The sequence below is a fragment of the Pseudomonas sp. RIT-PI-a genome (genome assembly GCF_001187875.1).
Classification (GTDB): Bacteria; Pseudomonadota; Gammaproteobacteria; order Pseudomonadales; family Pseudomonadaceae; genus Aquipseudomonas; species Aquipseudomonas coleopterorum.
In genome coordinates this window covers 213,111-239,392 of the sequence record NZ_LGIR01000013.1, presented here as the reverse complement: position 1 = coordinate 239,392, position 26,282 = coordinate 213,111, and the positions used below count along the sequence as shown (strand labels likewise).

23 protein-coding genes are annotated in these 26,282 nt (G+C 61.3%); 14 read left to right on the top strand and 9 right to left on the bottom strand.

Features of this window, described 5'->3' with window-relative positions; all coding sequences use genetic code 11:
* The first annotated feature begins 32 nt into the window (after positions 1-32).
* From AC788_RS09585 to AC788_RS09570, 4 genes are all read left to right on the top strand, one after another.
* A complete protein-coding gene (locus tag AC788_RS09585) occupies positions 33-1,445 on the top strand; it encodes a formimidoylglutamate deiminase (RefSeq protein ID WP_049860423.1) in 1,413 nt (470 codons plus the stop codon).
* Positions 1,442-2,245 (top strand): N-formylglutamate deformylase, encoded by an 804-nt coding sequence (gene hutG / locus AC788_RS09580; protein WP_049860422.1) that lies wholly within the window; start codon positions 1,442-1,444, stop codon positions 2,243-2,245. Before AC788_RS09585 ends, hutG begins: the two co-directional genes overlap by 4 nt.
* Before the next feature lie 24 nt (positions 2,246-2,269).
* Positions 2,270-2,869 carry a HutD/Ves family protein gene (locus AC788_RS09575; RefSeq protein ID WP_049860421.1) on the top strand — a complete coding sequence of 200 codons (600 nt, stop codon included), beginning with the start codon at positions 2,270-2,272 and terminating at the stop codon, positions 2,867-2,869.
* Positions 2,870-3,029: 160 nt separating this feature from the next.
* Positions 3,030-5,150 carry a TonB-dependent siderophore receptor gene (locus AC788_RS09570; RefSeq protein WP_236690497.1) on the top strand — a complete coding sequence of 707 codons (2,121 nt, stop codon included), beginning with the start codon at positions 3,030-3,032 and terminating at the stop codon, positions 5,148-5,150.
* Positions 5,151-5,209: 59 nt separating this feature from the next.
* Here the strand turns inward: AC788_RS09570 and AC788_RS09565 are convergent, their stop codons facing one another.
* Positions 5,210-6,508, bottom strand: a complete 1,299-nt coding sequence (locus AC788_RS09565; RefSeq protein WP_049860420.1) for an acyltransferase family protein — start codon at positions 6,506-6,508, stop codon at positions 5,210-5,212.
* A 229-nt stretch (positions 6,509-6,737) separates the two neighbouring features.
* Between AC788_RS09565 and cfaB the strand changes: the two genes are divergently transcribed.
* Positions 6,738-7,925 (top strand): C17 cyclopropane fatty acid synthase CfaB, encoded by a 1,188-nt coding sequence (gene cfaB, locus AC788_RS09560; RefSeq protein WP_049860419.1) that lies wholly within the window; start codon positions 6,738-6,740, stop codon positions 7,923-7,925.
* Positions 7,926-7,930: 5 nt separating this feature from the next.
* On the opposite strand, the gene cls is transcribed toward cfaB, so the two are convergent.
* Entirely contained in the window at positions 7,931-9,370 is a 1,440-nt protein-coding gene (gene cls, locus AC788_RS09555) for a cardiolipin synthase (protein WP_049860418.1), read from the bottom strand.
* Positions 9,371-9,518: 148 nt separating this feature from the next.
* Here cls and AC788_RS09550 point away from each other — a divergent pair, with 148 nt between their 5' ends.
* On the top strand, positions 9,519-10,046 hold the full coding sequence (locus tag AC788_RS09550) for a DUF3617 domain-containing protein (RefSeq protein ID WP_049860417.1): 528 nt from the start codon (positions 9,519-9,521) through the stop codon (positions 10,044-10,046).
* A gap of 148 nt (positions 10,047-10,194) precedes the next feature.
* Complete coding sequence (gene zigA, locus AC788_RS09545; protein ID WP_049860416.1) at positions 10,195-11,406, top strand: zinc metallochaperone GTPase ZigA; 1,212 nt, start codon at positions 10,195-10,197, stop codon at positions 11,404-11,406.
* Between the two features lie 9 nt (positions 11,407-11,415).
* Here the strand turns inward: zigA and AC788_RS09540 are convergent, their stop codons facing one another.
* Positions 11,416-11,766 carry a hypothetical protein gene (locus AC788_RS09540; RefSeq protein WP_049860415.1) on the bottom strand — a complete coding sequence of 117 codons (351 nt, stop codon included), beginning with the start codon at positions 11,764-11,766 and terminating at the stop codon, positions 11,416-11,418.
* A 26-nt stretch (positions 11,767-11,792) separates the two neighbouring features.
* Here AC788_RS09540 and AC788_RS09535 point away from each other — a divergent pair, with 26 nt between their 5' ends.
* Positions 11,793-12,758, top strand: coding sequence for a CobW family GTP-binding protein (locus AC788_RS09535; RefSeq protein ID WP_049860414.1), 966 nt, complete (start codon positions 11,793-11,795; stop codon positions 12,756-12,758).
* A gap of 5 nt (positions 12,759-12,763) precedes the next feature.
* Here AC788_RS09535 and AC788_RS09530 read toward each other — a convergent pair whose 3' ends face one another.
* Positions 12,764-13,153: a DUF3301 domain-containing protein gene (locus tag AC788_RS09530; protein WP_049860413.1), complete on the bottom strand. Its 390-nt coding sequence runs from the start codon at positions 13,151-13,153 to the stop codon at positions 12,764-12,766.
* A gap of 117 nt (positions 13,154-13,270) precedes the next feature.
* Between AC788_RS09530 and pdxY the strand changes: the two genes are divergently transcribed.
* Positions 13,271-14,137 (top strand): pyridoxal kinase PdxY, encoded by an 867-nt coding sequence (gene pdxY, locus AC788_RS09525; protein WP_049860412.1) that lies wholly within the window; start codon positions 13,271-13,273, stop codon positions 14,135-14,137.
* On the opposite strand, the gene AC788_RS09520 is transcribed toward pdxY, so the two are convergent.
* A complete protein-coding gene (locus AC788_RS09520; RefSeq protein WP_049860411.1) occupies positions 14,134-14,619 on the bottom strand; it encodes an acyl-CoA thioesterase in 486 nt (161 codons plus the stop codon). The two genes, pdxY and AC788_RS09520, sit on opposite strands and share 4 nt — an antisense overlap.
* Before the next feature lie 250 nt (positions 14,620-14,869).
* Between AC788_RS09520 and AC788_RS09515 the strand changes: the two genes are divergently transcribed.
* The gene (locus AC788_RS09515) at positions 14,870-16,624 is read left to right on the top strand and encodes a cation:proton antiporter (RefSeq protein ID WP_049860410.1); all 1,755 of its coding nucleotides are present in this window, start codon (positions 14,870-14,872) and stop codon (positions 16,622-16,624) included.
* A 101-nt stretch (positions 16,625-16,725) separates the two neighbouring features.
* On the opposite strand, the gene AC788_RS09510 is transcribed toward AC788_RS09515, so the two are convergent.
* The 3 genes from AC788_RS09510 to uvrD all read right to left on the bottom strand — a co-directional run bounded on the left by AC788_RS09510 (position 16,726) and on the right by uvrD (position 20,477).
* On the bottom strand, positions 16,726-17,133 hold the full coding sequence (locus AC788_RS09510; RefSeq protein ID WP_049860409.1) for an SMI1/KNR4 family protein: 408 nt from the start codon (positions 17,131-17,133) through the stop codon (positions 16,726-16,728).
* Between the two features lie 117 nt (positions 17,134-17,250).
* Complete coding sequence (locus tag AC788_RS09505) at positions 17,251-18,102, bottom strand: Tim44 domain-containing protein (protein WP_049860408.1); 852 nt, start codon at positions 18,100-18,102, stop codon at positions 17,251-17,253.
* Between the two features lie 191 nt (positions 18,103-18,293).
* The gene (gene uvrD / locus AC788_RS09500; protein ID WP_049860407.1) at positions 18,294-20,477 is read right to left on the bottom strand and encodes a DNA helicase II; all 2,184 of its coding nucleotides are present in this window, start codon (positions 20,475-20,477) and stop codon (positions 18,294-18,296) included.
* A 237-nt stretch (positions 20,478-20,714) separates the two neighbouring features.
* Between uvrD and hexR the strand changes: the two genes are divergently transcribed.
* Positions 20,715-21,590, top strand: a complete 876-nt coding sequence (hexR, locus tag AC788_RS09495; RefSeq protein ID WP_049860406.1) for a transcriptional regulator HexR — start codon at positions 20,715-20,717, stop codon at positions 21,588-21,590.
* Between the two features lie 101 nt (positions 21,591-21,691).
* Entirely contained in the window at positions 21,692-21,907 is a 216-nt protein-coding gene (locus tag AC788_RS21315; RefSeq protein ID WP_082223631.1) for a PA3496 family putative envelope integrity protein, read from the top strand.
* Here the strand turns inward: AC788_RS21315 and AC788_RS09490 are convergent.
* Positions 21,849-22,811 carry a LysR family transcriptional regulator gene (locus tag AC788_RS09490; protein WP_049860405.1) on the bottom strand — a complete coding sequence of 321 codons (963 nt, stop codon included), beginning with the start codon at positions 22,809-22,811 and terminating at the stop codon, positions 21,849-21,851. The genes AC788_RS21315 and AC788_RS09490 overlap by 59 nt on opposite strands.
* A gap of 188 nt (positions 22,812-22,999) precedes the next feature.
* On the opposite strand from AC788_RS09490, the gene AC788_RS09485 reads away from it, so the two are divergent.
* Together AC788_RS09485 and oadA are read left to right on the top strand one after the other, a co-directional pair.
* Positions 23,000-24,415 (top strand): acetyl-CoA carboxylase biotin carboxylase subunit, encoded by a 1,416-nt coding sequence (locus tag AC788_RS09485; protein WP_043192108.1) that lies wholly within the window; start codon positions 23,000-23,002, stop codon positions 24,413-24,415.
* 11 nt (positions 24,416-24,426) lie between these two features.
* On the top strand, positions 24,427-26,250 hold the full coding sequence (gene oadA / locus AC788_RS09480; protein ID WP_049860404.1) for a sodium-extruding oxaloacetate decarboxylase subunit alpha: 1,824 nt from the start codon (positions 24,427-24,429) through the stop codon (positions 26,248-26,250).
* Positions 26,251-26,282 lie beyond the last annotated feature (32 nt).

The window sequence follows — 26,282 nt, the reverse complement described above, 5'->3', positions numbered from 1 at the left end:
CTCACTGCCCAGAGGTTCATGTGGATACACCCTTGGATTCACCCACCAGCCACGCCCAGAGCAGCCTGTTTGCCCACAGCGCGTTACTGCCCGATGGCTGGCAGCGCAATGTGCTGCTGAGCTGGAACGCGCTCGGCGATCTGACCACCGTGAGCATCGATGCCGTGCCTGCGGCCGGCACGCCGGTGGCGCGGGGCCCGGTGATCAGTGGCATGCCGAACCTGCATTCCCATACCTTTCAGCGCGCCATGGCCGGGTTGACCGAAACCCTGGGCGACCCGAAAGACTCCTTCTGGAGCTGGCGCACCCTGATGTATCGCTTCGCCCAGCGCCTGCAGCCGCGGCACCTGCAGGCCATCGGCCGGCATCTGTACATCGAGATGCTCAAGGCCGGGTACACCTCGGTCTGCGAGTTTCACTACGTGCACCATGGCGCTGACGGCCAGCCCTACGCCAACCCCGCCGAACTGTCCCTGCGCGTGGTTCGTGCAGCCGAGGAGGTGGGCATCGGCATGACCCTGCTGCCGGTGCTGTACCAGTACGGTGGCCTGGGTCAGGCAGAACCGTTGCCGCACCAGCGTCGCTTCATCAATTCACCCGAGTGGATCTTCAAGCTGCGTCAGCACCTGCAAAAAGCCATGCCGGAGAACGGCAATCGGCGCTACGGCGTAGCGCCGCACTCGTTGCGCGCCGTGAGCGAAGCCTCCTTGTCGAGGCTGATCCAGGGCTTGGACAGTGAAGACCCGCGGGCGCCCGTGCATATCCATATTGCCGAACAAACCCGTGAGGTCGATGACTGCGTAGCCATCCTCGGCCAGCGACCGGTGCAGTGGCTGTTGGACCGCCAACCCTTGGACCCGCGATGGTGCCTGGTGCACGCCACCCACATGGACGACGCTGAATACGCCGCGTTGGCGCGCAGTGGCGCCGTCGTCGGACTGTGTCCGACCACCGAAGCCAACCTTGGCGATGGTTTGTTCGATGCGCAGCGTTTCCTGGCCGACAAGGGAAATTGGGGTATCGGTTCGGACAGCAACGTGGCGGTCAATCCCTGGGCCGAACTGCGCTTGCTGGAATACGGCCAACGTCTTTTGCATCGCCGCCGCAACGTGCTGGCCAGCGCCGAAGCGCCGGTGGTGGCGGACCGACTGTTCGCTCAGGCGGTCAGTGGCGGGGCGCAGGCCACGGGCCGCTCGGTGGGCGGACTGGTGGTCGGCCAGCGTGCCGACCTGGTCGTGATCGATTCGGACGCCGCCAGTACCGCCCCGGGCAACCCGGCACAGCTGTTGTCTTCGATGGTGTTCTGCGAACACGGCACCCGCCCCGTGCGCGATGTCTTCGTCGGCGGCAGGCAGGTCATCGACAACGGCCAGCACGCCCTGCAAGTGGAAGCGCTGCACGGCTACCGCGCCACCCTGGCCGACCTCCTGGAGCAAACGATATGAGTCAGCAACACACGTTCGAGCTGCATGAGGGCATCGGCCCCTTGCTGATCTCCATGCCCCATGTGGGCACTGAATTGCCAGACGATCTGAAGGCGCATTACAGCCCGGTCGGCCAGGCGGTAGACGACACCGACTGGCATATCCATGAGCTGTACGACTTCGCGACCGCGCTGGGGGCGTCGACACTGCGTCCACGCTTTTCGCGCTACGTGATCGACCTGAATCGCCCGGCCGATGGCGCCAGCCTCTACCCTGGCCAGAACACCACCGGACTCTGCCCGCTGGCGACCTTCGACGACGTGCCGCTGTATCAACCGGGACACGAGCCTGACGACACTGAAATCGCCCGACGCCTGGAGCACTATTGGCAGCCGTACCATCGGGCCTTGCACCAGCAATTGCAGCGAATCAAAGCCATCCACGGGTATGCCCTGCTATGGGATGCCCACTCGATCCGCTCGGTCATCCCCCACCTGTTCGAAGGCGAGTTGCCGGTGTTCAACTTCGGTACGGCAAGCGGCAGCGCCTGCGCGCCTGGCGTTGGCGAGCAGTTGCACGCCTTGGCCGAGCAGTTGGCTCCGCAGTTGCCAGCGGTGCTCAATGGTCGGTTCAAGGGCGGCTACATCACCCGCCAGTACGGCAGCCCGGCCCATGGGGTTCACGCGGTTCAACTGGAGCTGGCGCAGCGTGCCTACATGCAGGAAACGCCGCCCTATGGGTTGCAGCAGGCCAAGGTCGACACCTTGCGGCCGGTACTGCTTGCGCTGATCGAGCGCTTCATGGCGTTCACGCCTGCCTGACATTTCTTTGGTAGCCGGATTCCGATGACTGATTCGCACTTGTACCAACCCGAAGCGTACACGGCCATGCCCTGGAAAAACGGGGGTGGCAGCACCTTGGAGATTGCCCGGCAGCGCTGCGTCGATGACAGCGGCTATGACTGGCGCCTGTCGATCGCCCAGATCGATGTCGATGGACCCTTTTCCGTGTTCCCCGGCTATAGCCGGGTCATCACCGTGCTGCATGGCGATGGGATGGTGTTGCAAATCAATGGGGTGGACAGTGAGGCGCTGGGTCCCCTGCAGCCGCTGAGTTTCGACGGTGGAGCGACCGTGCAGTGTCGCTTGCTGGGCTCGCCGATCGAGGATTTCAACCTGATCTACCGCCCGGATCGGATCAACGCTTCCTTGCGCTGGGTGGATTGTCATCCGGCCGTGGTGTTGGGCTCCAAGGCGACTCAGGTCGTTTTCTTCAATGCGTCAGTGGGCATCGTCAACGTCACCCACGCGAGCAGTGGACAGCGCCATGAGCTGGCCCCGCGAGCGACGCTGCGGTGCACCAACGTCGGCGGTCAGTTGCAGCGTTATAGCCTGGAGGGTGCAATGGCGCAGGTCTGTGTGGTGGAGTTGGACAGGGTGGACTGATCGTTCTGTGAGCCTGATGCTCAGTACCGTCCGCGTGCAGGCAGGACTGATTTCCCGCCACAAATGTGAAAAAAAAGTAAAAATCAGGTAAACGATTCTAGTTCTTGTTTGAAAATTCCTACATTATCGCCGTCCTTTTCTTCGTCTTGGGACGCCGATCTTGAAGCCTCGTATTTCCGCCACCCTGTTGCTGGCCGGCGCCTGCGGTACCTTTCCGCTGGCGCACGCCGATGATTCCCTCACGCTGCCGTCTATCCAGGTGCAGGAATCGGCCTCCGAAGACCAGTACAGAGATCCCACCGTCAGCTACACGGCCAAGCCCTCCTCGAGCACCACCAAGCTGGGGCTGAGCAAGCAGGAAACACCACAGGGCATCACCACCGTCACCCAGGCGCAGATGGAAGACTTCAAGATCCGTGGCATCAAGGACGCCTTGCGCGCTGCACCTTCGGTGACGGTGGAGCAGAGCGAGAGCGATCGGACCGAATTCACATCCCGCGGCTTTGAAATCACGTCGTTCGAATACGATGGGATGAGCATGCCGTTTTCCCAGGCCACCTTGATCGGCGACGTCGACATGGCTGAGTACGAGCAGATCGATGTGCTGCACGGGGCCAACGGATTGATGAGCGGGACCGGCAACCCATCGGCAACGGTGAATTTCGTGCGCAAACGCCCAACCGAGACCTTCCAGGCGCAGATCGATAGCAGCGTGGGTTCCTGGGACGGCCGCCGTATCGCCGCCGACGTCTCAGGCCCGTTGACCGACAGCGGTAACGTGCGTGGCCGTTTCATCTACGCCCACGACAAGGGCAACTCCTGGATGGACCGCTACAGCCACGAACGCAACGTGGCCGCGGGTTTGCTGGCGTTCGATCTGAGCGAGCGGGATACGCTCACGGTCGGCTTCTCCCAGCACAACAGCGACTCCAATGCCAGCACTTGGGGCAACCTGCCGCTGGTGGACGACGGCGGCAACCGGTTGCACTACAGCAGCCGCAGTTCCAACGTGGGCCAGCCTTGGACCTACTGGAACATGCACACGCAGCGCACCTTCGCCGAACTGCAGCATGCCTTCGACAATGGCTGGAATGCCACGCTGACGGTGACCGGTATTCATGAATACCAGGACACCAACATGTTCTACGTGGCGGGTCTGGACGCTGATCAGGCGCTGGTCTTTGCGGCAGACACCTCAGCCACGGCCAACCAGGCCATTGGTGAAGTGAAGCTGTCGGGCCCTTTCAGCCTGTTCGGTCGCCAGCATGAACTGACCTTTGGGGCCACCTACGGACGAACGCACCAGACTGCGCGTGAGTACGACTCTTCCGAAGGAATAGAGCTGGGGGGGTATTACTACACGTCATTCGCAAACATCCTGAACGGCACCACCGCACGTCCGTCCTTCACCGAAACCAGCGATACCAATACCCAGAACTTCGTGGACAGGCAAAAGAGCCTGTTCGCCGGCGCGCGCTTCAACCTGACGGACGATCTGCACTGGATCGCGGGTGCACGCATGCTCAGCGCCGATGGCTCGGGTGATAGCTACGGCTCGGATCATTCCCTGCGCGAGCATGGCCGAGTGACGCCGTACACTGGCCTGGTCTACGACCTGAGCGAGCAGTGGGCGGTGTACACCAGCTGGACACGGATCTTCAATCCGCAATACGCCACCTATGGGCTGGATGGCAAGTTGCTTGACCCGCTCGAAGGCAAAAGCCTGGAGGCCGGCGTCAAGGGTCGCTTGCTCGACAACCGTCTGGACCTGACGGCGGCTGTGTTCAAGACGCAGCAGAGCAATGTGGCCGGGGCCTTCACCCAAGTGGGTTCGCAATACCTGTACGAGACCGAGGACTACAAGAGCCATGGGGTGGAACTGGAGGCTTCAGGCGAAGCGTACCCCGGCCTGGACGTGCTGGCCGGCTACACCTATGTCGCCATCGAAGACGAGGACGGCAGTGATGCGCGCAACTATGTGCCTACACACAGCTTCCACGGTCTGGTCAGCTACCGCCTGCCGATGCTGCCGAAGGCTCACGTGGGCACGCGCCTGAGCTGGCAGAGCGGGGTGGAGAACGACACCAACAGCGCCATTCGCCAGAATGCCTATGCCATCGTCGACCTGATGACCCGCTATGACATCGACGACCATTGGAGCACGTCGCTGAACTTCAACAATGTCACCGATCGCAAGTACCTGCGCTCGCTGTACAGCCAGACCGCCAGCAGCTATGGCGCGCCGCGCAACATCACCGCATCGGTCAGCTGGAAGTACTGACCGGGTGCCAGCGCCATGCCCTGAGAACCCAACGGTCTCAGGGCATGGCGCTTGGCCCCTCAGCCGCGGCTCATGCTCGTGCGCATGGTCTTGGCCTTGCCGGTATCTGCACGTTTGCTCTTGACCACCCACCGACTCAGCGGCCCCTGCAACAGCCACTGCCGCGTGCGGTTGCCGATCTGCTCCTGGAATATCACGCAGATGATGATGCACAGCAGCAGCAGGATAGGGTAGTACGCCAGCGACAGCGGGTGGCCCTTGGCTTGCGCAACGCAGGCCGAGGCATTGCTGAAGCACAGCGGCACATTGATGTTCGCCAGCATTTCCAGACGACGGAAGATGATGAAGATCGGTGTGTGCAAGGCGAACATCGGCAGCGATGCCGCGCCCATTCGGCGCGCCCATTTGATGTAGCGCTCGCTGCGCGGACTCGAGGCCATGGCGCACAGCGTGATCCCACTGAGCACCAGCGGCAGCAGCAGGCCATTGTGCAGCAGCACATACCAGTGGCTGGCACCCCGCCAGTTGACCTCGGCGGCGATCGCTACACCAAAGCCCAGGGCAACCACCGCCAGCAGTTTGCCAGGGCCCCGCAACCCGACGCCCATCAACCGATGCTCGCGAAACAATAGATAAGCCACGATGCCGGCGAGGAAGACTGGTAGCCGCAGCAACGGAAAGTGGTGAAGGAAACCGATCCAGATCGAGCTGTAGTCATTGTTGAGGACCACCAGCAGCGGCGGGACCAGACACGCCGCCCAGATGATCAGCAGCAACCGCACCTTGTGTTTGGCGGCCGCCAGACGCGGTGCGAACCAGGGGAATACCAGATAGAAGAAGAACAGTGCCGAGATCGACCACAGCGGCCCGTTGTAGGCGAGGTAGACCGGGTTCCAGGCTTGCAGCAGGGTGACCTGCAGCACCGCGTTGACGGCTATCTGGAAGTCACTGAGGTGGTATTTCAGCAGCTCGGGAGCGGTGCGCTTGAGCAGGTCATCGGATCGATAGGCGACACCCAGGTCGGTGTTGCTGTCGAACAGGCCCGTGAGCGCGATCAGGATCACGCAACTGGCAAGGCCGAACAGGTGAATGGGGTAGAGATTGGCGAAGCGCTTGGTCATGAAGGAGAGCGGTGGCTCTCGAAGCTTGTTGCCGTCCAGGTAGACGTGGGTAAGGAGAAAGCCAGATAACGCGAAGAAGCTACTGGTGGCGAAAAATCCCAGTTCGGTGAACTCCACCAATCCGCTCAGGTGTGTGTACTCGCTGTAGAAGGGGAGTGTGTGAAACATCACAAGGTACACGCCGAGGAAAAAGCGCAGCCATTCCAAACCTATGAATCTTTCGTTGTCTGCGCTCATGCAGGTCCATTTCCTTGATGATGTCGAAGCCCGGGCATGGTACAGCAAGCATTTCCGATGTTTCCGGATGTGTCCTGTAGCTGCCAGCGTAGCTGATGACGTGAAAATTTAATTACAGATCGAAGGATTACCGACCCACGGCACCTGACTCGATGATCGACTGGTCATCCGGGTACCGACTTCTGAGCTAGTCTTTTGTGCTGAATCGTTCAGACAGGGGAGAACTTCCATGCTCGCGCACCTACCGCCTGTGTTGCAAAACCTGCAGCTTCCCTTACGGCTGCGTCTCTGGGATGGACACGAAATGGACCTGGGTCCTTCACCAAGCGTCACACTCGTGCTGAAAGAGCCGCAGGTCATCAGCCAGTTTTCCCACCCCAGCCTGGATCAGCTTGGTAGTGCCTTCATCGAAGGCAAGGTGGATGTGGAAGGCGAGATCGGTGACGTCATTCGCCTGTGCGATGAACTCAGCCAGGCGATTCTGCACGACGATGAGGGGCCCGTGCCCGTGCGCTCGGCACACGACAAAGACACCGATGAACGCTCGATCGCCTATCACTACGACTTGTCCAACGAGTTCTATCAGCTCTGGCTTGACCGCGACATGGCTTACTCCTGTGCTTACTTCCATACCGGTCAGGAGACCTTGGAACAGGCGCAACAGGACAAGTTCAGACACCTGTGCCGCAAATTACGTCTGCGCCAGGGTGACTACCTGCTGGATGTCGGTTGTGGATGGGGTGGCCTGGCGCGATTCGCAGCGCGGGAGTTCGGTGCCAGGGTGCTCGGCATCACCCTGAGCAAGGAGCAGCTGAAGCTGGCTCGGGCGCGAGTAGTGGCCGAAGGCCTGCAACATCAGGTCGAACTACAGCTGCTCGATTATCGTGACCTGCCCCAGGACGGACGCTTCGACAAGATCGTCAGTGTGGGCATGTTCGAGCATGTTGGCCACGCCAACCTGGGGCTCTATTGCCAACGCCTTTGCGGCGCTGTTCGCGAGGGTGGCCTGGTGATGAACCACGGCATCACGGCCCGGCATACGGACGGCCGTCCGGTAGGCAGGGGCGCGGGGGAGTTCATCGGCAAGTACGTCTTCCCCCACGGCGAATTGCCTCATCTGTCCATGGTCGATGCGCAGGTCAGCGAAGCGGGACTTGAGGTCGTGGACGTCGAAAGCCTGCGTCTGCACTACGCGCGCACTTTGCAGCACTGGAGCGCGCGCCTGGAGAACCAGTTGGAGGCCGCCGCCGGCATGGTATCCGAACAGTCTCTGCGGATCTGGCGTCTGTACTTGGCCGGTTGCGCCTATGGGTTCAGTCGGGGCTGGATCAACATCCACCAGATCCTTGCCGTCAAACCCTACACCGACGGCCATACCGGATTGCCCTGGACCCGCGATGATATCTACAGCAGCTGAGCAGGCTAGAGGATGGGTGAGATCAGCCGCGCAACGCGCATGCCCAACTTTTGCAGGCGATGGGTTTCCTTGCTGTCGCGTACATCGATCTCGCGCGATTGAGCGAAGTCGTCCAGCAGCATCTGTTCGACTTCGCTGGTGAAGGCTTTATCCACGGTCAACAGCATGATTTCGAAGTTCAGGCGGAAAGAGCGGTTGTCCATGTTGGCGCTGCCGATCGCGGTGATTTCGTCATCGATCAGCACCACTTTCTGGTGCAGAAATCCCGGTTCATAGCGGAACATCCGGACACCCGCACGGACGGCCTCGAAGGCGAACAGGCTGGAGGCGGCATACACCACTTTGTGATCGGGACGAGACGGCAGCAGGATCCTGACGTCCACACCGCGCAGCACGGCCAGCCTCAGAGCGGCAAACACCGCCTCATCGGGGATGAAATAGGGCGTCGTGATCCAGACCCGTTCGTTGGCGGCGTGAATCGATTCGACGAAAAACAGTGAGCAGGTTTCATAGGAATCCGCCGGACCGGTCGCCAGCACCTGGCACAGCACTCCGTCCTCTTCGTACGCATCCGGCAGAATCAACGGTGGCAGCTCGCGTGCCGCCCAGAACCAGTCCTCTGCGAAGGACTCCTGCAGGCAGGCGATCACGGGGCCACTGATGCTCACATGGGTATCGCGCCAAGGCGACAGCTTGGGATTGCCACCCAGGTATTCGTCACCCACGTTATGACCGCCGATGAAGCCTTTGATACCGTCCACCACCACGATCTTGCGATGGTTACGGAAATTCACCTGGAACCTGTTCAACCAGCCGCTCTGCGTGGCGAACGCCTTCACGTTCACTCCACCGTCACGCAAGCGCTCGACGTATTCACGGGGCAGGGCATGGCTGCCTACCTGGTCATACAGCACATAGACCTGTACACCTTCGGAAGCTTTCTGCAACAACAGGCCTTGCAGCTGACGCCCGATATGGTCGTCATGAATGATGAAGAACTGTACCAACACTACCTGTCTGGCCTCGCGAATGGCCGCGAAGATGGCATCGAATGTGGCGTGGCCGTTGACCAGCAGGCCGACCCGGTTGTTGGCCAGGCAGGGCATGCGACCAAGCTTGGGCATGGCTCTGAGCGATGCGTAGGACGTCGACTTTCGTGCAGCCAGCGCTTCCTCGATCCACGGCCGCCAATCCAGGTCGGCAATGGCCGTGTGCATTTCCTTGTTGGCATGCCGACGCGCCTCGATGTAGCCATCGAACGTGCTGCGCCCGAACACCAGATAAGGGATCAATGTGAGGTAGGGAATGAACATCAACGACAAGGCCCAGGCGATCGACCCTTGCGCGGTGCGTACGGTAAGCACGGCATGGACGGCCGCCCCGATGCCCAGTACGTGCAGCAGGCCAAATAGATACCCAAAAAAAATCGGACTGTGATAATCCATTGCACGGCGGCTCCTTGATTCGCTGTGGTAACAGACCACGTTCAGGAGCGGTTGTCGCGTTTTTATTGCCGCGCAACTCGGGTCCGTTTTCGGCGTCAAAAGCCGAGGCGCCCGCGCTTTTCCCAACGACCTTCAGGAGTGACATCAGATGAGATTCAAATGGCCGATGGCAGCATTGATAGTGAGCCTTTCGGCGACAGGCGCTCAGGCGCAGATGTTGCAGCCAGGTCTGTGGGAAATGACCACCAGCAACATGCAGGTCGATGGCAAGCCATTGCCGGACATGCAGGTCATGCTGGGCCAGCTGAAAATGCTCCCACCCGAGCAAAGGGCGATGATGGAAGGCGTATTGGCCAACCAGGGCATTACATTGGGCGGTAACGGCATCCGTTCATGCCTGACCCCAGAACAGGTCAAGACCAACGATATCCCGCTGCAGGACCCAAAATCGGGTTGCACGCAGAAGATCACCGAACGCAATGGCAACGTGTGGAAATTCCAGTTCAGCTGTCCCAAGGCTCAAGGCGCGGGACAGGCACAATTCCTGAGCGACCGGGAATTTCTGACCACGGTCAGCGGCACCTTCAATGCCTCAGGTACCGCACAGAAGGGCAGCATGAATACCCGTGCTGTCTGGTTGGGTAACGACTGCGGTGCGGTGAAGCCCCGTACGTGAAACATAGAGCACGTGTTCCACGTGGAACACGTGTTTTTTTGACTCATGACGACTCGGTTAAGTGACAACAGATCAACGCTGTTAATGTTATGTTATAACAATAAAAACAGCGTATAGTCCGTTGTAACCGTTCCTGATGAGGTCCGTCATGCCCAACCGTTTACCCGTCACTGTGCTTTCAGGTTTTCTGGGAGCCGGCAAAAGCACCCTGCTCAATCACATCCTGCGTAATCGTGACGACTTGCGCGTCGCGGTGATCGTCAATGACATGAGCGAGATCAACATCGACGGCAGCGAAGTGCAGCGCGACGTCAGCCTCAACCGCGCCGAAGAAAAGCTGGTCGAAATGAGCAATGGCTGCATCTGCTGCACGCTTCGCGAAGACTTGCTTCAGGAAGTAGCAAAACTTGCCGCCGATGGGCGTTTCGATTACCTGCTGATCGAATCCACCGGCATCTCCGAACCGCTACCCGTGGCGGAAACCTTCACCTTTCGCGACGAGCAAGGCCAGAGCCTGGCCGATCTGGCGCGGCTCGACACCATGGTCACCGTCGTTGACGGGGTCAATTTCCTGCTCGACTACCAGGCAGCGGAAAGTCTGGCGACCCGAGGCGAGACGTTGGGGGAGGAAGACGAGCGGGCGATCACCGAGCTGTTGATCGAGCAGGTGGAGTTCGCCGATGTGATCCTGATCAGCAAGATCGACCTCATCAGCCAGGCCGAACGCACCGAGCTGACTGCGGTGCTGCAAAAGCTCAACCCGGTCGCACAGGTGCTGCCGATGGTCATGGGTCAGGTACCTCTGGCGCGCATCCTGGACACCGGGTTGTTTGATTTCGAGCGCGCGGCGCAGGCGCCGGGCTGGCTGAAGGAACTGCAGGGCGAACACGTGCCCGAAACCGACGCGTACGGCATCGCCTCGACGGCCTATCGCGCCCGGCGTCCGTTCCATCCACAACGCTTCCATGCGTTCATCGACCAACCCTGGACCAACGGCAAGCTGCTGCGCTCCAAAGGCTTTTTCTGGTTGGCCAGCAAGCCCCAGGAAGCCGGGAGCTGGTCACAGGCGGGTGGACTGATGCGCTATGGTTTTGCCGGGCGCTGGTGGCGCTTCGTGCCTGAAACGCAATGGCCGCAGGATGCTGAAAGCATCGCTGCCATCCAGCACAACTGGAACGCCGACACCGGCGACTGCCGGCAGGAACTGGTGTTCATCGGCCAGAACATCGACTTCGCTGCTTTGAGTCGAGACTTGGACAGTTGCCTGCTCGACGACGAGGAACTGGCCCAGGGCGCACGCGCCTGGACCCGTTGGCCGGATCCCTTCGGTGACTGGCACGAACAGACGCCGGCGGTGTAGCTTCGGCTATCAAGGGGTCTCCCAGTGGCCCCCACTGTTCTGTTCGCAGAATGGCTTGAGGTAAGCGGCATCGCTGGCCACACCGTAGTAGTGGATGTCCTGTTCATAGGGCATGCGCTCCACACGCGCGCCGCGACAGACGCCGTAGGCGCCTTGCGGGCATTGCTCCAGGTGTTGCACCTCGACCTTCTGGCCCGGCAGATTCGGCTGGCAGAATCCATCATGAAACAGCTTGGGCGGTATAGTGCGATTCTGCTGGCACACCTCAACGCTCACCCGCTCGGCCTGACTGTGTACCACGCAGGCCTCGGCCCATACCTGAGTGCTGGCCAGCAGGCCCAGCAAAACCCACACACGCATCGTTCAACCTCCATAGACATCCGACCATGCTGCAGAACATTCCCACCCATGTCATCGCAGGCCCCTTGGGCGCCGGCAAGACCAGCCTGATTCGTCATCTGCTGACGTGCAAGCCAGCGGACGAACGCTGGGCCGTCTTGATCAACGAATTCGGTCTGGTGGGCATAGACGCCGCGTTGTTGGCTACAGCCGACGATGGTATCGCAATCGGTGAAATCGCCGGGGGTTGCCTGTGCTGCGTGAATGGTGCGCCGTTTCAGATCGGCCTTGCCCGCTTGCTGCGCAGTGCCCGTCCGGATCGATTGTTCATCGAGCCGTCGGGCCTGGGCCATCCCCTGCAGATCCTCGCACAACTGGGTGAAGCGCCTTGGCGCGGGGTCCTGGCCGTGCAACCGCTGGTGATGGTGCTCGACGCGCTGGCTCTCAGGGCGGGGAATGCGCTACCTGCGGTTCAGCTGGAAGCCGCGCGCACGGCGGGATTGCTGATCATGAACAAGGCATCCGGTACCGATGAGCTGTGCATAAGTACAGATTTACCCACAGCGCAAATGCTGTGGCGGGACGTCGATGAAATCCGCTTTGATCAATTGCCGATTGTGGATAAGCCTGACGTGATTTTTGTGGACAGGCTGATAGACAGCCCCAATGCGCTGGGTGATCTATGGGTGGATAAGTCTCGTGTCCAATGCCAAGTCCAGGATCATCCTGATGGCTGGAGCATCGGCTGGCGTTGGCATCCACAGGTGCAGTTCGATCTGCAGGCCCTGGGGCGTTGGCTGGAGGATGAAGGTTGGCGTCGGGCCAAGCTGGTTATCCACAGCACGCAGGGGTGGCGATCAAGCAACTTGCTGGCAGGACAAGTCGCCCAATGGAGAACGAGCGAGTGGCGTCGCGATTCACGGGTGGAGCTGATATTCGACACACCCCAGGACGCAGCGCTCCTGCAGCAAGGGTTGTTGCGAGCACAGGTGGCGGATCCGTTGCAGGACTGACACCCTCAGGGGCGCCAGCGTTTGTGTTCCTGGCGCCACTGGCTCATTTCGATGACTTCGGCACTGGTCGGCGTCTTCACTTCGAACGGGTAGGGTGCCAGCTCGATCTGCACCGCGTGCGGCCCGAACTGGGTGGCGATGCCTGCATGGCGCTGCTCGCCGGTGACGGTGAACTCGAAGTTGTACACCCGCGCCAGGCGCTTGCGGCCGTTGGCATCGGCCAGCCAGGCAAAGCGCTTGAAGGCGACGTTGTCGTCGAGCAGTTCCAGATCGAGCTTGCCGCAATGCTGCTTGACCCGCTCCAACGCCTTCTCGCGCAGGCCATGGTTGTGCCACAACCAGGCCGCACCTGCGGCCAGTAACATCAGGATGAACATATTGCCAAGGGTCAACATCAACGTGCGCTCCAACCGGTTGCTCGCAGCTTAACTGTGTCTCCGGTCTGTCGTACAGGCTGCATTTCGCGCGATACTGCGCGCCATGAAGTCCTGTCACCGGTCCGGAATCCTTGCATGAAACGTACACCACACCTGCTCGCCATCCAGTCCCACGTCGTGTTCGGCCACGCCGGCAACAGCGCGGCGGTTTTCCCGATGCAGCGAGTGGGGGTCAAGGTCTGGCCATTGAATACGGTGCAGTTTTCCAATCACACACAGTATGGTCAGTGGACGGGAGAAGTGTTGGCGCCGCAACACATTCCCGCACTGGTCGAAGGGATTGCGACGATTGGCGAGTTGGGCAACTGCGATGCGGTGCTCAGCGGCTACCTGGGCAGCGCTGCGCAGGGGCGGGCAATCCTGGGCGTGGTACGGCGAGTCAAGGCAGCCAATCCCAAGGCCCTGTACCTGTGCGACCCGGTGATGGGGCATGCGGAGAAAGGCTGCGTGGTGCCGGCCGAGGTCAGCGACTTTCTGCTCGATGAAGCCGTGGCGGCAGCCGACGTGCTGTGTCCCAACCAATTGGAGCTCGACAGCTTCAGCGGCCGCAAGGCCGACTCCCTGCAGGATTGCGTGGCCATGGCGCGCGCCTTGCTGGCCCGGGGCCCGAAAGCGGTGCTGGTAAAACATCTGGCCTACCCCGGCAAATCACCCGAAGACTTCGAGATGCTGCTGGTCACCGCCACAGGCAGCTGGCACCTGCGGCGTCCGCTGCTGGCGTTTCCGCGCCAGCCAGTGGGCGTGGGTGATCTGACCAGCGGTTTGTTCCTGGCCAGGCTACTGCTGGGCGATGATTGGCTGGCCGCTTTCGAATTCACGGCCGCGGCAGTGCACGAAGTGCTGCTGGAGACCCAGGCGTGCGCCAGCTACGAACTGGAGTTGGTGCGCGCCCAGGATCGAATCGTGCATCCGCGCCTGCGTTTCGAAGCCGTGGCGCTTTAAATCGGTTCTTCCTTGAGATCGCGGTAGCGCTTTTCCAGCTCCTGGCGGATCTGCCTGCGCTGCTGCGCCTGGATGAAGCGCCGCGTGCCCTCGGCATCCTGTGGCTTCAAAGGCGGTACGTGGGCGGGCTTGCGCTGGTCGTCCACCGCCACCATGGTGAAGAAGCAGCTGTTGGTGTGGCGCACCGAACGCTCGCGGATGTTCTCGGTGACCACTTTGATCCCCACTTCCATCGACGTGTTGCCGGTGTAGTTGACCGATGCCAGGAAGGTCACCAGCTCGCCCACGTGCACCGGCTCGCGGAAAATCACCTGATCCACCGACAAGGTCACCACATACCGGCCGGCATAGCGGCTGGCGCAGGCGTAGGCCACTTCGTCGAGGTATTTGAGCAGCGTTCCTCCATGCACATTGCCGGAAAAATTGGCCATGTCAGGGGTCATCAGCACCGTCATCGACAGCTGGGCGTTTCCAGGTTCCATAGTGAACTCACGGTTGGTTGGCAGAAGTACAGGGGCATCACCTATTCTGGCGTTGGCCACTTACGACGGGTCTCGTCCACAGGCGGACGCTGAACGAGGCTACTCCGTCACGTCTATCGTGCCATTACGTAGGGCATAGCGGCGATCTGTTTCCGCATATTGCACCGACGTTTGCCTGCAATGGGCAGTGTTAACCTGCCTCCTGAAACAATTGGTACCGTAATTCTGAATAGCAAAGGAGGCTATCACCGTGCATGCCATCAGTTTCATCCAGGACCTGGCAGTGATCATGCTGGTGGCCGGCGTGGTGACCATCCTGTTTCACCGATTGCGGCAACCGGTGGTGCTCGGCTACGTCGTCGCGGGTTTCATCATTGGCCCGCACACCCCGCCTTTCGGCTTGATCCATGACGAAGACACCATCAAGACCCTTGCCGAACTGGGGGTGATCTTCCTGATGTTCAGCCTCGGGCTCGAATTCAGCCTGCGCAAGTTGTTCAAGGTCGGCGCCACGGCCTTCATCGCCGCGTTCCTGGAAATCGTGCTGATGATCTGGATTGGCTACGAGATTGGCCGCTGGTTCGATTGGGGTACCATGGATTCGCTGTTCCTGGGTGCGATCCTTGCCATCTCCTCGACCACCATCATCGTCAAGGCACTCAACGACCTGAAGATGAAGAACGAGCGGTTTGCGCAACTGATCTTTGGTGTGCTGATCGTCGAGGACATTCTGGGTATCGGCATCATCGCCTTGCTGTCGGGTATCGCCGTCAGCGGTGCGGTCAGTTCCGGTGAGGTGTTCTCCACGGTCGGCAAGCTCTCGCTGTTCATGGTGATCGCGTTGGTCGTGGGGATCCTGGTGGTGCCACGTCTGTTGGCCTACGTGGCCACCTTCGAGAGCAACGAGATGCTGCTGGTGACCGTGCTGGGCCTGTGCTTCGGCTTCTGCCTGCTGGTGGTCAAGCTTGAATACAGCATGGTACTGGGCGCCTTCCTGATCGGGGCGATCATGGCCGAATCTCGGCAACTGCTGAAAATCGAGCGGCTGATCGAACCCATTCGTGACATGTTCAGCGCGATCTTCTTCGTCGCCATCGGCTTGATGCTCGACCCTGCCATCCTGCTCGCCTACGCCTGGCCAATCGCGGTCATCACCGTGGCGGTGGTGCTGGGCAAGATTGTATCCTGCGGGATGGGTGCATTCATCGCCGGCAACGATGGCAAGACGTCCCTGCGGGTGGGGATGGGTCTGTCGCAGATCGGTGAATTCTCGTTCATCATCGCAGCGCTGGGCATGACCCTGCAGGTCACCAGCGACTTCCTCTATCCCGTTGCCGTGGCGGTGTCGGTGCTGACGACCTTGTCCACGCCGTACCTGATCCGCGCGGCAGACCCGCTTTCCCATCGTCTGGGCGCTTTGGTGCCGCAGCGGATGGCGCGGGTGCTGGGAATGTATGGGGAATGGCTGCGCAGCATTCAGCCGCGTGGGCAGAGCGCCATGCTGGCGTCGATGATCCGCAAGATTCTCCTGCAGGTAGGGGTCAACCTGGCGCTGGTGATCGGTATCTTCTTTGCCGGGGCCTATTTCGCCGAGCGGATCGGTGGCTACCTGACCACATGGGTGGCTGAGCCCGGTGGGCAGAAGGCCCTCATCTGGGGCGCAGCGCTGCTGCTGTCGTTGCCGTTCCTGATCGCGGCCTATCGCAAGCTCAAGGCCCTTTCGATGCTTCTGGCGGAAATGGGCGTGAAACCGGAAATGGCGGGCAGGCATACCCAGCGGGTTCGACGCATCATTGCCGAAGTCATTCCGCTATTGTCGCTGCTGATGATTTTCGTGCTGCTGGCCGCGCTGTCGGCGAGCATCCTGCCGACCCTGGAATTGCTGCTGCTGATTGCCGTGGTGGCAGCCGCAGTGGTGGCCGTGTTGTGGCGCTGGTTCATTCGCGTGCATACGCGGATGCAGGTGGCTTTGCTGGAGACGCTGGACAACAACGTCGAGCATTGAAGTTGGGTAGGCAGGTTTGGCCTTTTCGCGGGTAGAACCCGCTCCCACAGGGTTGGCGGCGAGCCATCGAGCGGTGAAAAGATCACACCTGCCTGTACCGATCAGCTTTCCAGCCAGACGTCCCGCGCCCAGTGCCAGACCGATTCCCAGCTTTCCTCGGTCACCAGCTCTTCTTCGCCCGACCACAACACGACAGTGCCGTCTTCTTCGACACAGTAGTAATCGTCGCCATCCTGACAAATCGGAATCAGCTCGCGCGGGACTCCGAGGTCCCATGCCGTCGCCGCAACGTCCGGCAGGTAGGTATGCGATTGCGGATCGGTCACGGTAACCGGCTCCAGGCTGCCGTACACCACGTCGCTGACGGTGAGCAGATATTCCTTGAAGACGAACGGAATGTTGATGAACAACTGCTCTTCGATCTCGACCAGCAGGTCTTCGTCTGGCAGTTCCAGGGGAACCGGTACCGGTTCGTTGGCTTCTCGGAGCTGCTCGATCACTTCTTCCACGATGTTTTCCTCTGACCAGAATACGCGCTGCGGTTTATACCTTAGCTGGAAATGGATGCAACGTTCAAAATGCAAAAGCCCCGACCAGGGCCGGGGCTTTGCAAAGCGTGACGCGTATCAGTTCTGGCGGATACCGGCCACCAGCCAAGGCTGGTTCTCGCCCTGGGCGCGTTCCATGTTCCAGCTTTCGCTGAAGGGTTCGCCCTTGTCGAAGCGCGAAGTCTTCGATACACCAACGAATGTCAGGGTAGCGATAGTCTTCTCGGCACGATCATCCACGCCCTCCAGCTGTACATGCAGATCATCGATGTAGGTGGACTGGAAGCCATCACCCAGCTCGGCGCGTTCCTGCTTCAGCGATTGCAGCATCTGTGGGGTGACGAACTCGGCGATCTTGTCCATTTCGTTCGCATCCCAGTGCTGCTGCAGCGACTGGAAATGGTTGCGTGCGGCGTTCAGGAAGTTCTCTTCGTTGAACCAGGCCGGCGCGTTGATCACCGGACGGGCTGCGGAAGCACCGCTTGCACCACCGAAGATCGAAGGCTGGGCAGGGGCCTGGTTGATGGTTTCACGCTGGTAAGGTGCACCGGCGCCAGCCATTTGCGGGCCTTGCTGCTTGCGACGGCGAGCCGCGATGAAGCGGAAGATCAGGAAGGCGATGACCGCCATGATCAGGAAGTCGAAGATCTGCATGCCCTGGAAGCCGTCGCCCATGAACATGGAGGCCAGCAGGCCACCGGCGGCGAGGCCGGCCAGAGGGCCCAACCAGCGCGAAGCACCGCTGGCGGCAGGGGCGGCACGGCCCGGTACGGCGGCTGTGGCACCTGGGGTTGCAGGCGCGGCCTGGCGCGTCTGGTGAGTCGGGGCTGCGCCCATGCTCTTGCCGCCGCCGAAGCGTTTGGCACTGGCATCCAGGCTCATGGTCAGGCCAATGCAAAGGGCCAGAGCCATGCTGAGAAATCGTTGCATAGGTTCATTCCGTTAGGTGGATTGCACGCGAGCCATGTTGCACAGGTGTGCTGTACATAGCTAGTGACAACATGTTTCGAGCTTTTGCGTAATTGCAAAAAGCGGCGTAGGAAATTTCACTGCCTGTGGAAGATGCAGTGTCGGCCTTTTCGCGGCCGCCGGGCACCACGAAAAAGCCGTCAAGCCAACCGTTATACCGCCTCCAGTTTCGCGTACCCCAGCATCAGCCACTTGCTGCCTTCGGCGAAGTTGACCTGCACCCGCGCCTGGGCGCCGGAGCCTTCGAAGTTGAGGATCACACCCTCGCCGAAAACCGAATGCTGTACCCGCTGGCCCAGATTGAACTGGGTTTCCGGGATGGCGGCGGCCCCGAACAGGCTGCTCGAGTTCTGTGCCTGACCGCCGCCGAAGGGACGGCTCACACTGTTGGACAGGCGCACTTCCTGAATCAGCCCGGCGGGCACTTCGCGCACGAAGCGCGAGACCTTGTTGTACGTCTCGCTACCGTACAGACGGCGTGTTTCGGCGTAGGTCATCACCAGGTGCTGCATGGCCCGGGTGATGCCGACATAGGCCAGGCGGCGTTCCTCTTCGAGGCGACCCGGCTCTTCCAGGCTCATCTTGTGCGGGAACAGACCCTCTTCCATGCCCACCAGGAACACGTAGGGAAACTCCAGGCCCTTGGCACTGTGCAAGGTCATCAACTGAACGCTGTCTTCGTGCTCCTCGGCCTGGGTGTCGCCGGCTTCGAGGGACGCATGGCCGAGGAATGCGGCCAGCGGCGTGAGGTCGGCGTCTTCTTCGCTGTTTTCGAAGTTGCGTGCGGCGCTGACCAGTTCCTCGAGGTTTTCCACCCGTGCCTGGCCTTTTTCACCCTTTTCTTCCTGGTGATAGACGATCAGGCCGGACTGCTCGATGACGGTCTGGGTCATCAGGTGCAGCGGCATTTGCATGACCTTGGCGGCCAGGTTCTCGATCAGCTCCATGAACGCGCCCAGGGCGTTGGCGGCGCGACCGGTCAGGCCTTTGTTGGCCACCAGTTGCCGCCCGGCTTCCCACATCGACAGCTCGGCGTGACGCGCATGCTGGCGGATGGCTTCGACGGTCTTCTCGCCCAGGCCTCGGGGCGGGACGTTGATCACGCGCTCCAGGGCTGCATCGTTGCCGCGCCCTTCGAGCAGGCGCAGGTAGGCCATGGCATTCTTGATTTCGGCGCGTTCGAAGAAGCGCTGGCCGCCATAGATGCGGTAGGGGATGCGCTCGCGCAGCAGCGCCTCTTCCAGCACCCGCGACTGGGCGTTGGAGCGGTACAGAATGGCGACGTCGCTGCGCGCCATGCCGGTCTTGAGTGCGCTCTCGATGGTTTCGACCACATAGCGCGCCTCGTCGTGTTCATTGAACGCGGCATACAGGCTCAGCGGCTCGCCATCGTCGCCGTCGGTCCACAGCTCCTTGCCCAGTCGCCCGCTGTTGTTGGCGATCAGCGCGTTGGCGGCCTTGAGGATACCCGCCGTGGAACGGTAGTTCTGTTCCAGGCGGATCAGCTGGGAGTCCGGGAAGTCGGCGGAATACTGGTGGATGTTCTCGATCTTGGCACCGCGCCAGCCGTAGATCGACTGGTCATCGTCACCCACCACCATCAGGCTGTCGCCACCCTGTGCCAGCAGCCGCAGCCAGGCGTACTGCACGGCGTTGGTGTCCTGGAACTCGTCGACCAGCACATGGCGGAAACGCCGCTGGTAGTGCGCCAGCAGGCTGGGGTTGTCGCGCCACAGGTCGAGGGCGCGCAGCAGCAATTCGGAGAAGTCGATCACGCCGGCCCGCGCGCAGGCCGCCTCGTACGCTTCGTAGACCGAGCGCATGGTCGCCAGGAACAGATCGCCGCCAGGCTGGATGTGCTGCGGGCGCAGGCCCTCGTCCTTCTGCCCATTGATGAACCACTGCGCCTGACGCGCCGGCCACTTCTGTTCGTCCAGGCCCAGCTCGCGCATGACCCGCTTGACCAGGCGTTGCTGGTCGTCGCTGTCGAGAATCTGGAAATTCTGGTTCAGGTTGGCTTCCTGCCAGTGCGCGCGCAGCAGGCGGTGGGCCAGGCCGTGGAAGGTGCCTACCCACATGCCGGCCGGGTTGATACCCATCAACTGCTCGATCCGCTGGCGCATCTCGGCAGCGGCCTTGTTGGTGAACGTCACCGACAGGATGGAGTGGGGCGAGGCGTTTTCGACCTGGATCAACCAGGCGATACGGTGCACCAGCACTCGAGTTTTACCGGAACCAGCACCGGCCAGGACCAACTGACGGCCGACGGAGGCGGCTACGGCCTGGCGTTGGGCATCGTTGAGGGAATTCAGCAGAAGGGAGAGGTCATCGCGCATTCCGGCATTTTAGGGTGCGCGATGGAGTTGGGGCAAACAAGAGTTGTCGGTTGCGAGACAAATCCTGCGAGTGTCGGACATAAGGTGCAGATTCGACGTGTGCGCCGAGCAATGTCCGGCCGTTTTTGCCTGCGCGGGGGGTGCTGAGACGTTTAACTGGGCGATCACCAAGGCCTGTAGTATAACTACAGGCCAGCTACATCCTGGCCCCTCGACTCCTTTAGCGGAAGCTGTCCCTTGAACCTGCTGCAACACATCGACCAGTCTCGCCACCTGCTGCGCAAATCCGAACTCAAGGTTGCCGAGCATGTGCTGCTGGACCCTGCGGCGGTGATGCACAGCTCCATGGCCGATCTGGCGCACAGCGTGGGTATCAGCGAGCCGACCATCGTGCGCTTCTGCCGCGCGATCGGTTGCACCGGCTTCCAAGATCTCAAGCTCAAGCTGGCGCAAAGTCTGGCGGCGGGGGCGAGCTTCGGCCAGTTCGCCATTCACGAAGACGACTCGGTGGCCGACTACAGCCTGAAGATCTTCGACACCACCCTGCATACCTTGATGGAAGTGCGCGAGAAGCTCGACCCCGAGGCCTTGCAGCGGGCGATCAGCGCCATGGTCACGGCGCAGCGGGTCGAGTTCTATGGTTTCGGCGCCTCTGGCGCGGTGGCGGCCGATGCCCAGCACAAGTTCTTCCGCCTGCTGCTCACGGCGGCGGCCTATTCGGACCCGCACATGCAGGCCATGTCGGCGGTGACTCTCAAGCCGACCGATGTGGCCGTGTGCATCTCGCAATCGGGGCGCTCCAAGGACCTGCTGATCACCGCCAACCTGGTGCGCGAAAGTGGCGCCACGTTGATCTCCCTGTGTCCGGGGCAGACGCCGCTGGCGGAACTGGCGACGGTCAACCTGGCGGTGGATGTGCACGAAGACACCGAAATCTATACGCCGCTGGCCTCGCGTATCGCCCACCTGGTGGTGATCGACGTGCTGGCCATGGGCGTGGCGATGGCCCGCGGTCCGGACCTGGTCAATCACCTGAAGAGCGTCAAGCGCAGTCTGCGCAGCCTGCGCCTGTCGCCCAAGTCGTTGAAGGCCCACGAGGCTCACGAGGACTGAGCGAGGCGTGGTGGGTTTAACCCGATGTTCACCGCCCCGTCGCCAAACCTTCATACACCCACGCCACCCTGTACTCCCGAACTCGAACTGGGAGACAGGCAATGGCTCGTTACGTCGATGGCTCGCAAGCGCAAGGCAACAGTGCCGCCCGCACCAAACGTCAGCAGGAAGATCAGCGCCGCATGGAGTTTCGCCGTGCGATCGAAAGCTACGCCGAGCAGCGTCGCCTGCTTCAGGAAATTGGCGACGACGCCCAGCTTACTGTCTGGCAGACGGTGTCGGTGGATGTCCGGCAAAGCGCTCGACCAACGTCGTGATCTGCACACGCTCGGCACGGATGAACGCGGCGAAGGCCAACGCCACTGGCGACTGACGCCGCGCCTTGGCCTGCACCACGCACCAGCTGCGCTGCAACGGCAGTTCTGTCACAGGCAACTCCCGCAGGGTGCCTGTGGATAACTCCCGGGCGACGGCGTGGCGTGTCAGCAGCGCCAGCCCCAGGCCTGCGATCACGCATTCGCGCTGGGCTTCGGCAGACGCCACTTCCAGGGTCTGCGTGAAGTGCACGCGTTTCTCCTTGAAATATTCCTCGCAGGCCCGGCGCGTGCCCGAACCCTGTTCGCGTACCAGCAACGTATAGGCTTGCAGGTCCTGCAGGCTCAGCTGTTCGAACTGGCACAGCGGATGCTCGGGCGGGGCGACGGCGACGATCGGATTGTTGAGAAAAGGCATGAAGTCCAGGCCCATGTCCTGCGGGACCATCGACATGATGGTCACGTCGTCGCGGTTGTCGCTCAGGCGGCGGATCACTTGGGCGCGGTTGACCACCGTGAGCTGCAGATTGACCTCCGGGTGCAGGGTGCGGAAGGCGGCGAACAGATGGGGCGTGAAGTACTTGGCACTGGATTCGACCGCCAGCTTGAGCTGCCCCTGCAATGAGCCCTGCATGTCGGAGAGCTGCATGTCGAGGTTTTCCAGGCGGCCGAAGATGTCTCGGCTGGCCGCCTGCAGCGCCTGGGCTGCTTCGGTCAGATAGAGCTTCTTGCCCACGTAATCGAACAGTGGCTGACCGACCAGCTCTTCCAGCTGGCGAATCTGCAGGCTCACCGCTGGCTGGGTGAGTGACATTTCCTCAGCCGCACGACTATACGAGCGCAGATCGCAGACCTCGTTGAACACCTGCAATTGGCGCAATGTCAGGCGCATCAGTGACTTACGCATGTCCCGATCCCATGTTCAAACGATGATCAGCTAACTATAAGCTTTAGCTAATATGTAACCTAACAAAGATTGATTTTTATTAATCCTCGTACCGCGCTAGCTTGCAGAGGCGACCAGGAAACAACTGGTTACCCAAAGGGTCGGCCACGCACCGACCCGAATGGATTCATCGGTCGAGGAAATTCCAAGTGATAAAAAAGATCCTGATCGCCAACCGAGGTGAGATTGCCGTACGTATCGTACGAGCCTGCGCCGAAATGGGCATTCGTTCGGTCGCGATCTATTCCGAAGCCGATCGTCACGCGCTGCACGTCAAGCGCGCAGACGAAGCCCACAGCATCGGCGCCGAGCCCCTGGCCGGCTATTTGAACCCCCGCAAGCTGGTGAACCTGGCGGTTGAAACCGGCTGCGATGCCTTGCACCCGGGATATGGTTTTCTCTCCGAGAATGCCGAGTTGGCCGATATCTGCGCCGAGCGCGGGGTGAAGTTCATCGGGCCGTCGGCCGAGGTCATCCGCCGCATGGGCGACAAGACCGAAGCCCGGCGCAGCATGATCAAGGCGGGCGTGCCCGTCACGCCCGGCACCGAGGGCAACGTCGCCGACATCCACGAGGCGTTGGCCGAGGGGGAGCGCATTGGCTACCCGGTCATGCTCAAGGCCACCTCGGGCGGCGGTGGGCGAGGCATTCGCCGTTGCAACAGCCGTGAGGAACTGGAGCAGGCCTTTCCACGGGTGATTTCCGAAGCGACCAAGGCCTTTGGTTCGGCCGAGGTGTTCCTGGAAAAGTGCATCGTCAACCCCAAGCACATCGAGGCGCAGATCCTGGGTGACCGCTTTGGCAATGTGGTGCACCTGTTCGAACGCGACTGTTCAATCCAGCGACGCAACCAGAAGCTCATCGAGATCGCTCCCAGCCCGCAATTGACCCCCGAGCAGCGCGCCTACATCGGCGACCTGTCGGTGCGCGCGGCCAAGGCGGTCGGCTACGAGAACGCCGGTACCGTGGAGTTCCTGCTCGCCGAGGGCGAGGTGTATTTCATGGAGATGAATACCCGGGTGCAGGTGGAGCACACCATCACCGAGGAAATCACCGGTATCGACATCGTCCGCGAGCAGATCCGCATTGCTTCGGGTCTTGCCCTGTCGGTGAAGCAGGAAGACATCGTGCATCGCGGCTTTGCCCTGCAGTTCCGCATCAATGCCGAGGATCCGAAGAACAACTTCCTGCCCAGCTTCGGCAAGATCACCCGCTACTACGCCCCCGGCGGGCCGGGCGTGCGCACCGACACGGCGATCTACACCGGCTACACCATTCCGCCGTTCTACGATTCCATGTGCCTCAAACTGGTGGTCTGGGCCCTGACCTGGGAAGAGGCCATGGACCGCGGCCTGCGGGCGCTCGATGACATGCGCCTGCAAGGCATCAAGACCACGGCGGCCTACTACCAGGAAATCCTGCGCAACCCCGAGTTTCGCAGCGGCCAGTTCAATACCAGCTTCGTCGACAGCCATCCGGAGCTGACCCAGTACTCGATCAAGCGCAAACCCGAAGAGCTGGCCCTGGCCATCGCTGCCGCCATCGCCGCCCACGCCGGCCTGTGAGGAACACAACAATGTCCAATACTCCTGTTTCCAAGCGCATATTCGTGACCGACACCATCCTGCGCGACGCCCATCAGTCGTTGCTGGCGACCCGCATGCGCACCGAAGACATGCTGCCCATCTGCGACAAGCTCGACCGGGTCGGCTACTGGTCGCTGGAAGTGTGGGGCGGCGCCACCTTCGACGCCTGTGTGCGCTTCCTCAAGGAAGACCCGTGGGAGCGCCTGCGCAAACTGCGCCAGGCGCTGCCCAACACCCGTTTGCAGATGCTCCTGCGTGGGCAGAACCTGCTGGGCTACCGGCACTACAGCGACGATGTGGTCCGCGCCTTCGTGGCCAAGGCGGCCGACAACGGTATCGATGTGTTCCGCATCTTCGATGCAATGAACGACGTACGTAACCTGCGTGTGGCCATCGAGGCGGTGAAGGCGGCTGGCAAGCACGCCCAGGGCACGATCGCCTACACCACCAGCCCGGTGCACACCGTCGCCGCCTTCGTGGCCCAGGCCAAGCAGATGGAAGCCATGGGTTGCGACTCGGTGGCGATCAAGGACATGGCGGGCCTGTTGACGCCCTATGCGACCGGTGAGCTGGTCAGGGCCCTGAAGGCCGAGCAGTCGCTGCCGGTGTTCATCCACAGCCATGACACGGCCGGCCTCGCTGCGATGTGTCAGCTCAAGGCGGTGGAAAATGGCGCCGATCACATCGATACGGCCATCTCCAGCTTTGCTTGGGGCACCAGTCATCCGGGCACCGAGTCCATGGTCGCCGCGCTCAAGGGCAGCGAATTCGACACCGGCCTGAGCCTGGAGCTGCTGCAGGAGATCGGCCTGTATTTCTATGCGGTGCGCAAGAAGTACCACCAGTTCGAGAGCGAATTCACGGCGGTCGATACCCGCGTGCAGGTCAATCAGGTGCCCGGCGGCATGATTTCCAACCTGGCCAACCAGCTGAAAGAGCAGGGCGCGCTGAACCGTATGAACGAGGTGCTGGCCGAGATTCCCAAGGTGCGTGAGGACCTGGGCTTCCCGCCCCTGGTCACGCCTACCTCGCAGATCGTCGGTACCCAGGCGTTTTTCAACGTGTTGGCCGGCGAGCGCTACAAGACCATCACCAACGAAGTGAAGCTGTACCTGCAAGGCGGTTATGGCCAGGCGCCGGGCAAGGTCAACGAACAACTGCGGCGCCAGGCGATCGGCAGCGAGGAGGTCATCGACGTACGTCCCGCCGACCTGCTCAAGCCGGAGATGGACAAGCTGCGCAAGGAGATCGGCGAGCTGGCCCAGTCGGAGGAGGATGTACTGACGTTTGCGATGTTCCCCGACATCGGGCGCAAATTCCTCGAAGAGCGTGCCGCCGGCACGCTGGTGCCTGAAGTGCTATTGCCGATCCCCGAGGCAGGTGCCCAGGTTGCGCGCAGCGGTGAAGGGGTCCCTACCGAGTTCGTCATCGATGTGCACGGCGAAAGCTATCGAGTCGACATCACCGGCGTCGGGGTAAAGGCCGAAGGCAAGCGGCATTTCTACCTGTCCATCGACGGCATGCCTGAAGAGGTCGTGTTCGAACCCCTGAACGAGTTCGTCGGCGGCGGCATCGGCAAGCGCAAGCAGGCCAGCGAACCGGGTCATGTCAGCACTGCGATGCCCGGCAATATCGTCGACGTGCTGGTCAAGCAGGGCGATGCGGTCAAGGCCGGGCAGGCGGTGTTGATCACCGAGGCGATGAAGATGGAGACCGAGGTTCAGGCCGGTGTGGCCGGCAAGGTCGTGGCCATCCATGTGGCCAAAGGCGACCGCGTGAACCCCGGCGAGATATTGATCGAGATCGAGGGCTGACCTCGGGCTGCAAGGTTTTCCTCTGGGGGCCG

What these genes read in the sequence shown, in the direction of transcription:
- hutG (WP_049860422.1), top strand. Translation starts at nt 1,442, where the DNA reads ATGAGTCAGCAACACACGTTCGAGCTGCATGAGGGCATCGGCCCCTTG.
- AC788_RS09575 (WP_049860421.1), top strand. Translation starts at nt 2,270, where the DNA reads ATGACTGATTCGCACTTGTACCAACCCGAAGCGTACACGGCCATGCCC.
- AC788_RS09565 (WP_049860420.1), bottom strand. Translation starts at nt 6,508, where the DNA reads ATGAGCGCAGACAACGAAAGATTCATAGGTTTGGAATGGCTGCGCTTT.
- cfaB (WP_049860419.1), top strand. Translation starts at nt 6,738, where the DNA reads ATGCTCGCGCACCTACCGCCTGTGTTGCAAAACCTGCAGCTTCCCTTA.
- cls (WP_049860418.1), bottom strand. Translation starts at nt 9,370, where the DNA reads ATGGATTATCACAGTCCGATTTTTTTTGGGTATCTATTTGGCCTGCTG.
- AC788_RS09550 (WP_049860417.1), top strand. Translation starts at nt 9,519, where the DNA reads ATGAGATTCAAATGGCCGATGGCAGCATTGATAGTGAGCCTTTCGGCG.
- zigA (WP_049860416.1), top strand. Translation starts at nt 10,195, where the DNA reads ATGCCCAACCGTTTACCCGTCACTGTGCTTTCAGGTTTTCTGGGAGCC.
- AC788_RS09540 (WP_049860415.1), bottom strand. Translation starts at nt 11,766, where the DNA reads ATGCGTGTGTGGGTTTTGCTGGGCCTGCTGGCCAGCACTCAGGTATGG.
- AC788_RS09535 (WP_049860414.1), top strand. Translation starts at nt 11,793, where the DNA reads ATGCTGCAGAACATTCCCACCCATGTCATCGCAGGCCCCTTGGGCGCC.
- AC788_RS09530 (WP_049860413.1), bottom strand. Translation starts at nt 13,153, where the DNA reads ATGTTGACCCTTGGCAATATGTTCATCCTGATGTTACTGGCCGCAGGT.
- pdxY (WP_049860412.1), top strand. Translation starts at nt 13,271, where the DNA reads ATGAAACGTACACCACACCTGCTCGCCATCCAGTCCCACGTCGTGTTC.
- AC788_RS09520 (WP_049860411.1), bottom strand. Translation starts at nt 14,619, where the DNA reads ATGGAACCTGGAAACGCCCAGCTGTCGATGACGGTGCTGATGACCCCT.
- AC788_RS09505 (WP_049860408.1), bottom strand. Translation starts at nt 18,102, where the DNA reads ATGCAACGATTTCTCAGCATGGCTCTGGCCCTTTGCATTGGCCTGACC.
- uvrD (WP_049860407.1), bottom strand. Translation starts at nt 20,477, where the DNA reads ATGCGCGATGACCTCTCCCTTCTGCTGAATTCCCTCAACGATGCCCAA.
- AC788_RS21315 (WP_082223631.1), top strand. Translation starts at nt 21,692, where the DNA reads ATGGCTCGTTACGTCGATGGCTCGCAAGCGCAAGGCAACAGTGCCGCC.
- AC788_RS09490 (WP_049860405.1), bottom strand. Translation starts at nt 22,811, where the DNA reads ATGCGTAAGTCACTGATGCGCCTGACATTGCGCCAATTGCAGGTGTTC.
- oadA (WP_049860404.1), top strand. Translation starts at nt 24,427, where the DNA reads ATGTCCAATACTCCTGTTTCCAAGCGCATATTCGTGACCGACACCATC.